This is a genomic window from Spirosoma lacussanchae, from assembly GCF_005870035.1.
Taxonomy (GTDB): Bacteria; Bacteroidota; Bacteroidia; order Cytophagales; family Spirosomataceae; genus Spirosoma; species Spirosoma lacussanchae.
Map to the genome: position 1 here is coordinate 2468068 of NZ_SWJG01000001.1, position 14143 is coordinate 2482210.

Below are 14143 nucleotides of genomic sequence, written 5' to 3' on the forward strand. Positions count from 1 at the left end.
CAAACTGACGTCTGGGCTTTTTTTGTTTCGCTTACTCGGCTGCTGGTGCGGGAGACTGACGTTGCTCCTGACCATTTTCGCGTTTTTCACCCCGCGGGCCCCGCCGGCGCTTTTTGCGTCGCTTAGGCTTATCGGAGGGTTGTCCGTTGGCATTGGCCAACGGTAGCGCCGGTTCTACCGAATCGGCAGTAACGGCAACACCCTCGCCGGTCGGCTGCGGCACCGGTTTATCCCGCCGGTCGCGCCGACCTTTTCCTGAGCGGTCCGGGCGGGCTTCACCCGTTCCGGTACCGGATGAACGCTGGTCATTAGGTCGGCGCCCGTCGCGTCCGCCCCGGTTGTCGCCACGGCCTCCGTCTTTGCGACGGCCAAACCGCTTAGGGTCGAACACCGGTGACTTACCCATGCCGAGTTCTTCGGTTATGGATCGTTTGTCGATCTCGCGCTCGATGAGCTTTTCGATGTTTACGATACGATTCTGCTCCTGATCGCTGATGAATGTAATGGCCGTACCGGTTGTAGCGGCCCGCGCCGTCCGGCCAATGCGGTGCACATAGTCTTCGGCGTCGCGGGGCGTATCGTAGTTGACTACGTGGGTCAGGTTATCGATGTCGATACCACGTGAAAGTACGTCAGTGGCTACCAGAATCGGGAATGCTTTATTCTTGAAGTCACGCAACACCACCTCCCGGTCGTCCTGTTCGAGATCAGAGCTGATGCCCCGGGCTTCGTAGCCCAGTTTGCTGAGCGCCCGAACAATACCGTTCACTTCCGATTTTTTGGACGTGAACAGCACCATGCTCTGAACGGGCTTCTCACTGTTCTTGATCAGGTGAGCCAGCAACGGCAGTTTCTGATTGTCATAAGCGAGGTAAAACTGCTGATCGATGCCAGCCGCTGGTTTTGAAACGGCCAGTCTGATTTCCTCCGGCTCGGTTAGGATCCGTTTGGCAAACTCCCTGATTTTGTTGGGCATTGTTGCCGAGAACAGCAGTGTCTGTCGCTTGGCCGGAATCTTATCGACGATATTCAGGATGTCATCGGAGAAGCCCATGTCGAGCATTTTGTCGGCTTCGTCGAGAACCAGGTAATCGATCTTGTCGAATTTGACATAGCCCAGCTGCATGTGCGCGATGAGTCGGCCGGGGGTGGCGATGATGATATCGGCGCCGGTTTCGAGCGCCTTGCGCTGCTTGTCCCAGTCGTCTCCTTTGCCCCCGCCGTAGATAGCGATGCTGTTGGCCTGTACGAAATAGCCGAATCCTTCTACCTGTTCGTCGATTTGCTTGGCCAGTTCACGGGTGGGTACCAGAATAAGCGTACTGGTATGGTCGTGGTCGGCATGCGAGATTTTGTCGAGCAGTGGAATGAGGTAAGCGGCCGTTTTACCGGTACCGGTCTGGGCACTGGCGATCAGGTCGCGCCCGTCGAGAATTTTAGGGATGGCCATTTCCTGAATAGGTGTGGCCTTCAGGTAGTTCATGGCGTCCACGCCAGCCAGCAGGTCGTCGTGGAGATTGAATTCGGAAAATGTCAAGGTGACAGCTTGTAAAAGTGATAAAACGCTGACCCTTCGTTCCCGGTCAGCAAAACCGCTTGATTTGGAACCAAATATACAGAAAAAACGGCTCAATCAGGCAGTTTTCGCGCCTAACACCTTTGGTTTATTCTAAAATTAGAAGCCGTTGCCCGCTTTATTGGCTCAGGATTACCAGGAAACCAGTACCCAACAGCTGGTGGTCACTGTTCGCAGACTCGCGGATCAGGATTCAACCAGCAGTTTTGCCAGATCGATCTCATCGGCGGGGGTTATGTCGGCCTTCAGTACCCGTTTCATAAAAGCCAGGGCTTCTTCGGTGTAAACCGGCGAGCCAGCCACCACGCAGTCGGACGGGATGTAGAGCGAAAAGTCGCGTACATAGGCATCGCTGGCCGTGAACAAAACGCAGGCATCGGCACTGATACCCGTTAGGATCAGGGTTTTCGCTTTCAGATACGCCAGCAGCGTTTCCAGCGTCGTCGCAAAAAAAGCCGAATGCTTGGGTTTAAGGACCGAATAATCATCGTCGTCGGGCAATAGCCGTTCGGCCAGCGGCTGCCCACGCACCCCATCGTATAGACAGTGATCCAGCACTTCCCGGAAGTCGGACCGCCATCGACCAAAGTTGTCGTTGATGTAAACAACCGGAATGTGGGCGTCTTTACACCGCTGTTTGAGTCGGGCGATCCGATCCGCAGCAGCCAGAGTTGGCACTAGAAAGTCCGGTCCCTCAGGGAATTCCAGATCATTGATCATATCGATAATCAGCAGCGCTACCGGGGCGGAGTCGGGCGCATTACCGTGTAAATCTTCAGTTGGGTTGGCCATGAGCGGCTAAAGGGTAATAGATTAATGAACTATCTTCGACCCCAGCCGACAGATCGGCAAAAGAATCGTAATTGTATAACAACAAAAGCGCGCCATTCGCTCTTTTATCTGCATCAATTCCCCAATCAGGACTCATTGCCTCATGGTTCAGTTCTCCGTACGATTTACTTTTTTGCTGGTGCTTGGCAGCTATGTCGGTAGCCTGGCACAGACCCCTGCGCCCACCGCTTCTTCCCTGGACGATACCCTGCAACTGAACGAGGTAGTGGTTCGCGGGTACGCATCGAACCGGCGGCTGCTCGAAACAGGCGCATCGATCGGTCTGCTAACCCGGCGAGACCTGAACCAGCGTTACGGAACCCCAACCCTCATACCGGCCCTGAATACCCTGCCCGGTGTTCGGGCCGACGAACGATCGCCGGGCAGTTATCGACTAGCCATTCGGGGCAGTGCGATCCGGTCGCCGTTCGGGGTTCGGAATGTTAAAGCGTACTGGAACGAACTGCCGCTGACCGACGCTGGTGGCAACACCCCGCTCAACGCGCTCGATGTGCGGTCGCTGGGCCGCATCGAAGTCATCAAAGGCCCGGCCGGCAGCCTCTACGGCGCCGGAACGGGCGGCACGCTCCTGTTCAGTGGTCTGGCGGTCCCGGCCGGTAAAACCAATGTGGAGCTGTCGGCACTGGGTGGTAGCTACGGTTTATACGGAAACGGCATCGCGGTTCAGACGGGCCAGCAAAACTCAGCGCTCACTCTCAGCTACAATCACCTGCAAAGTGACGGCTACCGAAACCACAGTGCGCTGGTGCGGGATAACCTGACGCTGGCGGGCTCGTTCAATGTCAGCGACAAACGAACGATTTCCGTACTGGGACTCTATTCAGACCTGCACTACCAGACACCCGGCGGCCTGACAGAAGCCCAGTATCGGGCCGATCCACGAGCCTCAAGACCCGCTACCCGAACCCTGCCCGGTAGTGCCGACCAGCGGGCCGGTATTTATCAGAAGTATGGCTACCTGGGCGTCTCGCACGAGTTCCGCTGGAGCGATCGGATTCAGAATACAACGGTCCTGTATGGGTCAACGACGGACTTCGCCAACCCGTTTATTACCAACTACCAGAAGAGCGCCGACCAGGGTCTGGGCGGGCGAACCGTTACGCAGTTCCGGCTACCCAGCGGGCCGCTGCCCACCACCTTTACCGTAGGTGCCGAGTTGCTGCGCACCTTTACCGTTATCCGCAACTTTGGCAATCGCGCCGGTACGCCCGATACGATCCAGACCGACGAAGAGCTGGTTGCCCGGCAAACCAGCCTGTTCGCGCAGGCCGAAACCGAACTCCCAGCCCGCTTCCGGCTTACGATGGGGTTGAGTCGCAACGATGTTCGCTACGGTTTTACCCGCTTCCCTATCCGGGCGGCCGGTGCCCTACCGGCGGAACTGCTCACCCGCAACTTCACGCCTGTCTGGTTACCCCGCGTGGCACTGCTTCGCACCTTCGGCCAGACGTTGTCAGCCTTTGCCAGCATCAGCACCGGCTATTCAGCGCCCACCCGCGATGAGGTTCGCCCCTCAGCGGGTGGTTTCAACACGACCCTCAACCCCGAGCGGGGCACCAGCTACGAAGTTGGCATTCGCGGTTCAGCGCTTCAGTCGAGACTTCGGTTCGATGTGGCGGCTTACCAATTCGGTCTGCGCGAAACCATTGTTCGTCGATCTAACGCGGCCGGGGCCGAATTTTTCGTGAATGCCGGGCGTACTGAACAGCGGGGCCTTGAGGCCCAGGTGAGCTACGACCTGATAGCCCCGACTGGTTTTTCGGGCGCGTCGAATGCGGCCGTTTCTCTGCTGAGAATCTGGCAGAATACCACCCTGACCGATTACCGCTTTCGCAGCTACCAGCAGGGCACGGCCGACCTGTCGAACAATCGGATTCCGGGAGTGGCTCCGGTAACGCTCGTGTCGGGCCTGGATCTGGAACTGACAGCGGGAGTGTATGCCCACATAACCTATCAGTTTCTGAACCCGTTCCCGCTCAACGACGCCAACACGACCCTGTCGGATCCAACCCGGCTCCTGCAGGCCACCCTGGGCTTCCGTAAACCCGTTGGCCGGCACTGGACGCTGGATGGATACGTCAGTGGCGACAACCTCCTGGATCAGACCTATTCGCTGGGTTACGACCTCAATGCCGTGGGGAACCGGTTTTATAACGGATCGCCTGCCCGCAACGCCCTGGCGGGTATCCGCGTGAGCTGGTTGTGGTAGATGAATGAACTAGGGCTGCGTATAATCTATCGCTATTTTTGGCCGTCTGAAAATGCCCTTATTCCTTGCTCACTGTCACCAACCTTAGCATAGCCTACTCGGGTCAGCCTGTACTGACGGTACCGTCGTTGGGGTTACCCGTCGGCATTCATTACTTTCGGGGTAGCAACGGCTCCGGCAAAACCACCTTTTTCCGGACGGTGGCCGGGCTGCTCCCCTTTTCGGGACAGATCGTGCTTAACGGAACGTATGACCTCAACCGCCATCCGGTGGCCTATCGGCTGCGAGTCAACTACGCCGAAGCCGAACCGCTCTACCCCGATTTTCTGACACCCCGCGATCTGGTGGGTTTTGTAGGCAAAGCCAAACGGGCACCGGCAGGTCAGGTCAACGAACTGGCCGACTTACTGGGAGTGAATTCGTTTTGGACGCAACCGACGGGTACTTTCTCCAGCGGCATGCTCAAAAAGTTGTCGCTGCTGCTGGCCCTGCTCGGCGAGCCTGCTCTGGTGTTGCTCGATGAGCCACTCACAACGCTCGATGTAGCTACGGCAGCCCGGCTGTTCGAATACATTTGGCAGCTTCACACCCGCCAGTCGGTTTCGTTTTGTCTGACCTCACACCAGGATATTAGCCTGACGGGACTATCATTGACAAGCATGTGGCAGGTAGGCAATGGCGCAATCAGTCCCGTAATAAACTGATGTACACCGTCCTCTACCGTACCCTCGTCCTGCCTTTCTACGTTCGCAACGCCGGCACTTTTCTGGTCGTGATTCTGCTGGCGTTCGGTTTTATGCGCCCTATGGACCACGAAGCGTTGATCACGGCCACCCTGGGCTCACCCGCCCTGCTGGCCGGGGTTGTACTTCTCTGGCTGGTGTACACGCTAAGGACGGTCGGCTTTGTCAGAAAAGCGCTGGGGGCGCCCGACCATCTGTTTCTTCAGACCTTCCGGCTCGTTCCCGTGCGGATTCGCTGGTCGTTGTGGCTTTTACTGGTTGCTCAGTTGCTCGTTCCAGTTGGTAGTTACGCGATCTGGATGCTGGCCCGGGCTGTTCATTACCAGGCCTGGGAGTCGTTTGCGGTCATTCTACTAACCATAGTCTGTTTGCTGGTTCTTGGCGCTGCCGGGGCCGACCATCGCCTTTGTCATCATCCAGCGGGCTCGCTGCGGCTGCCGACGCTGAGCGTCAGGCTCCCCTACTGGCTGTTCTTCCCGGCCTACTGGCTTCGGCATGAACCCTTGTCTTTACTGCTGACTAAGATACTTTCCGGGCTACTGCTGGCGGGCGTATGCCGGCTTTACCCGACCGACGATTATGACGAGCGGCTCCTCCTGATCGGGTTGATGCTGGCTCTGATTACCCATTCGCAGGTAGGGCGGCAACTGAGCGATTTTGAACACCGCTACCTGGTCCTGCTGCCCAATATGCCCTTTTCCTGGCTTGATCGGCTGCGTCGTTATACGCTGACCTACGGGTTAATCTGGCTACCCGACTTGCTGCTTCTGTTCAAAAACCGGCCCGCCACAGTAGGGATCGATTATATGGTCTGGCTCGGGCTGACCGGCTGGGGATGGCTACTCCTGGTGCATGGGCTGGCCTACGGGCGCGAGGTCTCGCCGGAGCGTTGGCAAACGGCTATGTTCTGGGCCTTTATCCTGGGTCTGCTAGCCATCATGTTCGGTATACCGGTTGGCGTCTGGCTGGCTATAGGCTGGCTCGGGGCGGCAGGTATCAGCTTTTTTTCTGCTTACCGGCCAGGAGCTGTTTAGCGGCAATGGCTTCGATAGCCGCAACCAGACGATCCAGATCTTTGGGCGAATGATAGATATGGGGCGTTACCCGAACCCCATGAATAGTTTCCCATTCGATCCCTACCGTATGAATCTTATACTGGTTCAGCAGCTGACCGTCAATCTCGGCGGGTTTCATTCCATCGATCGAGAACAGGGCTACCGCACCGGCATACTCGGGTTTGAGCGACGTATGAATATGAACACCCGGCAACTCACGGACCCGTTCCATCCAGTAGTTTTTGAGGTAGTGTGCCCGGGCAAACTTACGCGCGGAGCCAATGCTGTTATGGAAGTCGACGGCGGTGCCAATGGCCATTTCTGACGCAAACGAACGCGTACCAAGACTCTCAAACTTCCGGATATCGGGGCCGTCGGGTTCATTGTTGGAGAGCAGCGCCCATACATTTTTGATCTTGTTTTGCCGCACATAGAGCATACCGCTGCCGAAGGGCGCGCATAACCATTTGTGCAGGCTGCTGGCAAAGTAGTCGCACCCCAGGTTCGGTATTTTGAAATCGAAGAGCGCGAAGGAATGAGCCCCGTCGGCAATGACCTCGATTCCCCGTTTGTGGGCTTCGTCAGCGATTTTCCGTACCGGCATCACCTGCCCTATCCAGTTAATCATATGGGTGACATGAACCACTTTGGTTCGGGGCGTAAAGGCCCGGATGTACTGCTGAGCCAGCGCGTCGTCATCTTCGCTGGGCAGATCCAGGTTCAGGTACACGAGTTTGATACCGTCCCGTTTCTCACGCTGCTTCCAGGCATTGAGCATGTTCGGATAGTCCTGTTTGGTAAGCACTACCTCATCACCAGCTTTCAGATTCAACCCGAAAATAACCGTATTCAGGCCCTCGGTAGCGTTTCGATTGATGGCGATCTCTTCCGCCGAACAGCCCGCCAGATCGGCCAGTTTGCTGCGGAGGGCTTCACGGCCCTGATCCAGAATCCGCCACATGTAGTAGGATGGCGCTTCGTTGGCGTACTGATAGAACCGGATATGGGCGTCCTGCACAACTTTTGGTTGCGGACAAACGCCCCCGTTGTTCAGATTCAGGAGATTGGGAGACACCGTGTACTCGGACTTTACCCACGCCCAGAAATCCTCATCCTGAGCCCATTCCGCGGCCGACTTCAGCGCTGTATTGGGTGCAGGCATCGGGTTGGCAAATGTGTCGGGGAGGAACGTCGGGAGTGTAAGCGCAGCGCTGGCCGCAGCGGCCGACTGACGAAAAAAAGTGCGACGGGTTGACATAACAGGCCGGATGAATTAGGCTAAACGATCTAAGGCAAAACTACCATATTTACGTTCATATCCTAGTAAAAAACCACGCTTCACCTTATTTCTTATCGCTTTCTTTAAGTAATGCCAAATTTTACTGAAGCCGCGAAACTCTTCAACTGTCGGTATTGTACCGTTTAGGATAATTGACCAGCACAGCGGCCTGGCAGCCTTCCGATGGCCAGTCTCTCACCAACGCAAAACCTTTTGCCGGGTTTAGCAGTCAACTAAGGGCAATATTGCCTGTACGACTACATGTCGCGGCACCAGTTCGTTGGTACCGATCCGACACGTAGTCCTGACGAATTCCACGCTATGAACGCACGCCCTGCTGATCAGCCAAACGCGATAGCCGAGCTAACGGCTTTTCTATTCAATCGACGGGAAACACTGCTCAACAACTGGCGCTCTGCCTGCGAGTCGGACCCTTCTCTTCGAAAGATCACGGTGCTGGCGCGCGAGGAGTTTAACAACCTGATGCCGATTATACTCGACATTCTTGAGCAACAGCTGCTGGGCAAAGTGCCGGACAACGATCCCATTGTTGCGGCTAAGTCGCACGGACTCCATCGATGGCAAAAATCAATGGCCTTGCCAGAACTGCTGCGGGAGCTGAATCACCTATCTCTCATCCTATTCAATGAGCTGAAACTGTTTCGGGAATTATTCCCCCACGTTGATCCAGATCTGGTACTACAGGCCCAGCAGCAGATTCTGGTTTTGATGAATGAGACCATACGCGGCAGCGTCACCAAACACGACGAACTACAGCGGCTCCAGGCTGCCAACCGGGCTTCGAGCCTGGAGCAGGCCCTGCACGAGATGGAAGAGCTGTCGCGCCAGCGTGGCGATCTCCTCCGCAAATCATCCCATGATTTACGGAGTGGACTGGGGCTAAGCATGGGAGCCGCTTACTTTCTCCGAATGGACGATCTGAGCCCGGAAGAACGGCAGCAGTTTATGGATATGCTCAACCGCAATCTAACCCATGTGCAGTCGATGCTGACGAACCTGATGGATCTGGCCCGCCTGGAAGCGGGTCAGGAACCCCTGCAACTGGAAGAGTTCGATGCAGCCGCTCTTTTGGGCGACCTGGTTGCCAGCGTAAGCCCGATGGCAGCAGAACGAGGCCTGATCATCCGGGCTGACGGACCGGAAAGTCTGAAGGTCAGGTCTGACCGGGTCAAAATTTACCGGATTGCGCAGAACCTCGTCCTGAATGCGCTAACCTACACCCCCTCCAGCCCGGATCGCCCCGGCATGGTGTCCATATCCTGGTCAGCAGAAAATGACTGGCGGTGGGGATTCAGCGTTCAGGATTCGGGCCTGGGTCTACCCGACGATCTGATGGAGCTGTTTCATAAACAGCTTAAACCTACTGTCGAAGAAACCAGCGTGCTGTCTCCCGAAGAAGGCCAGCCGACGCCCATGCCCCCCAACGATGACCATCAGGTTCCGACCGGGCAACCCCTGAGCCATCTGATGGCCCGCTCAACTGAAAAGGGAGAAGGCGTTGGTTTACAGATCGTTAAGCGACTCTGTGAACTGGTGGGGGCTAGTCTGGAAATAGAGAGTATCAAGGGGCGCGGCACCCTGTTTCGGGTGCGGATGCTCATACAGCAGTTCGATTAACTGGGAACCCGCGTCGTAGTTTAGTCCACCATTCTTTACAGCCCATGTTTAGCACGAACCAACCAACCGTTGCGGTCATTCTTTGCCTGCTGACCATGCTGCTCTGGGGCTCCTGGTCAAATGCCCAGAAATACGTCACCCAGTCAGCCCCGCTTTACGTCTTTTATCGGGACTACGTGTACGGCATTTTCCTGACTGCCCTGGCCGTAGGACTTACGCTGGGTCGTTTCGGCGAGGAGGGCAGGTCGCTGTTCGACGATATGAGCCAGGCAACGACAAAGGCCCTGCTGCTGGCGGTGGCGGGCGGGCTGGTTTTCAACATTGGCAACACCCTACTGACAGTCGGCATAAGTATAGCTGGCATATCGATTGCGATGCCGGTTGGAACGGGCTTATCCCTGGCTATTGGGCTGGTTGTCAACTACCTCGCCGAACCACAGGGAAGCGTCTGGTTGCTGGCTCTGGGCGGGGCATCTATACTGGTAGCTATGGTGTTCAGTGCACTCGCCTATCAGCAAAAGCAGAAAAAGGCCGATACCGGAAAAACACCCAACGACACCCGCGGAATCTGGATTGCGCTGGCGGGCGGACTGGTTGCAGGCTTCTTTTTTCGGCTGATATCGAGTGCGCTGGTTACCGACCATACATCGCCCGAACCCGGTTTGCTCACCCCGTATACAGGCTTGCTGTTTTTTGCCCTTGGTATCCTCATCAGCAACCCACTGGTCGAATACCTGGTTCGCCGGTTCATCCTGACCGACGAATCGGGCCAGCCGACATACGGGCAAACGCCCTTCCGTATCCACCTGGCTGGCATTGGGGGTGGTTTCATTTGGGCAATCGGCATGATTGCCCTCCTGCTCGGGTCCAAACAGGCCGGCGACGCGGTCTCGTACGGGCTTAGCCAGGGGGCTACCGTTGTATCGGTTCTGTGGGGCCTACTCGCCTGGCACGAGTTCAACGATGCTCCGTCGACAGCCAATCGATACTTATGGCTCATGGGCGGTGCGTACGCAGCTGGCCTTGTCCTGATTATCCTGGCCCGCTCCTGATCGGAAAGGGTAATGAACAAACCAACGGTATTTCATTTCACTTTATCGACCCCGTCATGCGTATCTCCTTATTTATACTACTGGCGTTCTGCACTGTTTTTGTCAGCGCAGGACAGGCGCAACCAGCCAAAAAAGCAACCCGAAATTACATTACTACGCCAACGGGCTACCTGATGGTATTACAGCAGGGCGACAATGTGCTTCAGGAACTAGAACAGCTTACCCAGCAGGAGGCTATTCCCAGCGCCAGTATTACCGGTCTGGGTTTTGTTCATCCGACGTTCGGCTTCTGGAACGCAGCTACCAAAACCTACGATCCGAAGGCGTTGCGCGACACCGAGCTAGTTAGCCTAACGGGAAGTATTGCCTGGCAAGACAACAAACCGGCCCTTCATCTGCATGGTGTGGTTGCCGACAAGGAGTTCAGAACAACTGGAGGGCACATTCTGGCCCTGGAGGTGGGCACAGGATCGGTAGAAATCACGATTATCCGGCACCCGGATCGGCTCGTTCGGGAGATCGACCCCAAAACAGGAGCAGCCGTTTTACAAATCCCCAACCGCTAGCTGGTTAGTCAGGGCAACGTATGCCCGGCCTGCCCCTTTGCGCCCGCTCTGCTCTGTCGACACCTAAAAAAGGCGACGGATCAACAGCCTGTTTGCCATTGATCCGTCGCCTTCTTATACCAGTTGCTTCCGTTATGGGAATTTTGGAAACTTACTGAAGTCGGGCTTGCGCTTTTCGAGGAAAGCGTCTTTTCCTTCTTTGGCTTCGTCAGACAGGTAGTACAGGAGCGTGGCATCACCGGCCAGCTGCTGAATACCCGCCTGCCCATCCAGTTCGGCATTGAACGACGCTTTCAGCATTCGTAAGGCAATAGGGCTTTTCTCAAGCATTTTTCGGCACCAGGCCACGGTCGTCTCTTCCAGCTGATCGAGGGGGACCACCTTGTTGACCAGCCCCATGTCCAGCGCTTCCTGCGCATTGTACTGATCGCAGAGGAACCAGATCTCGCGGGCTTTTTTCTGACCCACAACCCGAGCCAGGTAACTGGCGCCAAACCCACCGTCGAACGAGCCGACTTTAGGACCGGTCTGCCCAAAGCGGGCATTGTCGGCCGCGATGCTCAGGTCACAGACTACGTGCAGCACGTGACCGCCCCCAATGGCATAGCCGGCCACCATAGCCACAACGGGTTTGGGTATCCGCCGAATCTGCATCTGGAGGTCCAGCACGTTGAGTCGGGGCACCTGATCGTCGCCAATATAGCCACCATGGCCCCGGATCGACTGGTCTCCCCCCGAGCAGAACGCTTCGCCCCCTTCGCCGGTGAGGATAACGACCCCCACCCGTTCATCCTGCCGGGCCAGTTCCATAGCTTCCGACATTTCTTTGACCGTTAGGGGCGTAAAAGCATTACGCTTATGCGGACGGTTGATGCTGATTTTGGCGATACCGTCGTAATACGAGAACAGAATCTCCTGATATTCTTTTATGGGTTCCCAGGGGAAATTGCTTTGCATAGTGCAGGGGTTGAGTAAGAGCTACTCATTATATGAAACATCATGATACTGAACATCCCACGTATGATCAGCCATCATACGAACGGTGGCCAGGCAGCGCTCGAACGGAAACGTTCGTCCCCATTCCGTCGGGCCGATCATCGACAGCACATCCGTTCCGTTACGGCGGGTGTAGAAGTAGTACGTATGCCCAACTACCGGCTCAAAATTCATCTGGGCCGCATAGATCCGCTCAGACACTTCGACGCGGTGACGAATGGCCGTAGCCTGGTCGGCCAGCAGCTGCATCTGTTTATAGAGCTGGCTGAGCTGCATGTCCGTCTGCTCGCGCATGGCCGATACGGCCCGTCCCGTAATCTTACCTTTATCTTCAGGGCGGATGACGGCACCGCCCGCCGTATGAGCATATGCCAGGAGGCCCGGTGATTCGGCTACTTTATCCGGCGAAATCGGATTGATGATTACTTTCGCTTCTTCCATATGTACTTGGGATAACCGCCCGGCGAACGACTTTGTTCGCTGTCGTGGAATGACAGAAATATTGCGTATTTTCGCCAAAAACCCGGCTTACGGCCGCAAAAGTACAACAAAACACCATGCAAACCAGCTCACTGGCTCCGGATAAACGACCGATCGACAGACAACATTTCTTTCGGCTGGTGGGCACCGGCATCGGCGCTATCCTGCTGAATCGCTGCCTGGCCGGCTGCGCGGCTCAGGGTAATGACGACCCCATCCGCCCCGCCACCGAAAAGCTGGATTTCACCCTTCGCCTGGACGATAAAAACAACGAAAATCTAAACGTGAACGGCGGCTATGTCATTGCCAACGATGTCATTGTAGCCCGAACCAAAGACGGCAACTTCGTAGCCGTATCGGCCGAGTGTACGCATGCCGGTACGAAGCTGACGTTCAAGTCGGCCAGCGATCAGTTTTACTGCCCCCTGCACCTGTCCCGTTTCGATACCAGCGGCAAGGTGCTGGTTGGCCCGGCTTCGCTGCCGCTCAAACAATACAAAGTAACTCCCGACCTGATCGCCCGTACGGTTCGGGTATTCGAGTAATTCTGTTAGCCAGGCGGTCTCTGCCGGGGAGATTCCTGGTACGCTGCTCCCTGATTCTATGGTGCTTGCGTTCCCCGATCCGGCTACCTGGCCGGACGCACATACCCCCTACGAAGCCGAAGCGCTGGCTTTTTGCACGGCCTGGTTGGGTGGTCAGGACGAGTTTACCCTACACACCTCCGGCTCGACCGGTACGCCTAAACCGATCCGGCTTACGCGCGCCCAGATGAAAGCCAGCGCTCAGCTTACCGGCCAAACCCTGGAGCTGCAACCCGGTGATCCGGCCCTGGTTTGTCTGAACATCCGGTATGTGGCTGGGGTCATGATGCTCGTTCGGGGCCTCGAACTGGGGTTGCCCATGACAATCATCGAACCTGTCAGCAATCCCCTGGCCGGTTTCCATGTCCCTGCAAACCGGTTTGCCTTTACGGCTCTGGTTCCGCTACAGCTACAGACCATCCTGGACACCATCGATCCGGATACGGGGCAGTCTGCGCAAGTTGACCTGCTCAATTCGATGAAAGCAATTCTGGTAGGTGGTGCCGCTACCAGCCCGGCTCAGGAAGAGGCTATACAAGCCATTCGTGCCCCCGTTTACGCCACCTACGGCATGACCGAGACCGTTTCGCACATAGCCCTCCGGCGACTGAATGGTCCGGAACGGAGCGACTGGTTTACGGCTCTTGACGGGGTAACGCTGGGCACCGATGAGCGGGGCTGTCTGCACATTACATCGGCGGCCACCAACCAGCAGTGCATTCAGACTAACGACGTCGTTACACTACTGCCCAATAATCGGTTCCGGCTGCTGGGCCGCGCCGATACCATCATCAATACGGGTGGCGTAAAAATACAACCTGAGCCTGTTGAACGCCTGATTCAGGAGGTATTGGCCAAATCGGGACCCGTGCCCCGTTTATTTGTTGCGGGCGTACCCGATGAGCGGCTCGGGCAGCGGCTAACGCTCGTCAGTGAACCGTTCCCGGACTGGCCTTTGCACTGGGAACCCCTTCAACTGGCCATCCGAACTGCTATTGGACCGTATGCCGTACCAAAAGAATGGCGTATTGTTGCCAACTTTGCCGAAACGCCCACCGGTAAACTAGATCGGCAGGCCACCATTGCCCGTATCCTGTAAGATGGCGGGCCAAC

13 protein-coding genes are annotated in these 14143 nt (G+C 56.4%); 8 read left to right on the forward strand and 5 right to left on the reverse strand.

Translation table 11 applies throughout. The features are described 5' to 3' along the window. Positions 1–31: 31 nt before the first annotated feature. Both FBR45_RS10200 and FBR45_RS10205 read right to left on the reverse strand, forming a co-directional pair. Positions 32–1483, reverse strand: a complete 1452-nt coding sequence (locus FBR45_RS10200; protein ID WP_246082192.1) for a DEAD/DEAH box helicase — start codon at positions 1481–1483, stop codon at positions 32–34. Positions 1484–1762: 279 nt separating this feature from the next. After that, on the reverse strand, positions 1763–2368 hold the full coding sequence (locus tag FBR45_RS10205; protein ID WP_138501699.1) for a cysteine hydrolase family protein: 606 nt from the start codon (positions 2366–2368) through the stop codon (positions 1763–1765). Positions 2369–2510: 142 nt separating this feature from the next. Between FBR45_RS10205 and FBR45_RS10210 the strand changes: the two genes are divergently transcribed. From FBR45_RS10210 to FBR45_RS10220, 3 genes are all read left to right on the forward strand, one after another. Further along, positions 2511–4637 carry a TonB-dependent receptor gene (locus FBR45_RS10210; protein ID WP_138501701.1) on the forward strand — a complete coding sequence of 709 codons (2127 nt, stop codon included), beginning with the start codon at positions 2511–2513 and terminating at the stop codon, positions 4635–4637. Positions 4638–4702: 65 nt separating this feature from the next. Then, complete coding sequence (locus FBR45_RS10215) at positions 4703–5341, forward strand: ABC transporter ATP-binding protein (protein ID WP_138501703.1); 639 nt, start codon at positions 4703–4705, stop codon at positions 5339–5341. After that, positions 5341–6414, forward strand: a complete 1074-nt coding sequence (locus tag FBR45_RS10220) for a hypothetical protein (RefSeq protein WP_138501704.1) — start codon at positions 5341–5343, stop codon at positions 6412–6414. The genes FBR45_RS10215 and FBR45_RS10220 overlap by 1 nt, the downstream gene beginning before the upstream one ends. Here the strand turns inward: FBR45_RS10220 and FBR45_RS10225 are convergent. Next, on the reverse strand, positions 6377–7693 hold the full coding sequence (locus FBR45_RS10225) for an aminotransferase class V-fold PLP-dependent enzyme (RefSeq protein ID WP_138501706.1): 1317 nt from the start codon (positions 7691–7693) through the stop codon (positions 6377–6379). The genes FBR45_RS10220 and FBR45_RS10225 overlap by 38 nt on opposite strands. A gap of 342 nt (positions 7694–8035) precedes the next feature. On the opposite strand from FBR45_RS10225, the gene FBR45_RS10230 reads away from it, so the two are divergent. From FBR45_RS10230 to FBR45_RS10240, 3 genes are read left to right on the forward strand one after another with little or no spacing between them, the layout of a single operon-like run. Next, positions 8036–9352, forward strand: a complete 1317-nt coding sequence (locus tag FBR45_RS10230) for a sensor histidine kinase (RefSeq protein WP_138501707.1) — start codon at positions 8036–8038, stop codon at positions 9350–9352. Positions 9353–9396: 44 nt separating this feature from the next. Next, entirely contained in the window at positions 9397–10404 is a 1008-nt protein-coding gene (locus tag FBR45_RS10235; protein ID WP_138501709.1) for a GRP family sugar transporter, read from the forward strand. Positions 10405–10460: 56 nt separating this feature from the next. Then, complete coding sequence (locus FBR45_RS10240; RefSeq protein ID WP_171044864.1) at positions 10461–10970, forward strand: PPC domain-containing DNA-binding protein; 510 nt, start codon at positions 10461–10463, stop codon at positions 10968–10970. A gap of 132 nt (positions 10971–11102) precedes the next feature. Here FBR45_RS10240 and menB read toward each other — a convergent pair whose 3' ends face one another. Together menB and FBR45_RS10250 are read right to left on the reverse strand one after the other, a co-directional pair. Beyond that, positions 11103–11927: a 1,4-dihydroxy-2-naphthoyl-CoA synthase gene (gene menB, locus FBR45_RS10245; RefSeq protein WP_129601681.1), complete on the reverse strand. Its 825-nt coding sequence runs from the start codon at positions 11925–11927 to the stop codon at positions 11103–11105. A 21-nt stretch (positions 11928–11948) separates the two neighbouring features. Further along, positions 11949–12407 carry a DUF2452 domain-containing protein gene (locus FBR45_RS10250; protein ID WP_077920989.1) on the reverse strand — a complete coding sequence of 153 codons (459 nt, stop codon included), beginning with the start codon at positions 12405–12407 and terminating at the stop codon, positions 11949–11951. Positions 12408–12523: 116 nt separating this feature from the next. Between FBR45_RS10250 and FBR45_RS10255 the strand changes: the two genes are divergently transcribed. Continuing rightward, a complete protein-coding gene (locus FBR45_RS10255) occupies positions 12524–12991 on the forward strand; it encodes a QcrA and Rieske domain-containing protein (protein ID WP_138501713.1) in 468 nt (155 codons plus the stop codon). Positions 12992–13049: 58 nt separating this feature from the next. Beyond that, the gene (locus FBR45_RS10260; protein WP_138501715.1) at positions 13050–14129 is read left to right on the forward strand and encodes an AMP-binding protein; all 1080 of its coding nucleotides are present in this window, start codon (positions 13050–13052) and stop codon (positions 14127–14129) included. The last annotated feature ends 14 nt before the right edge of the window (positions 14130–14143 follow it).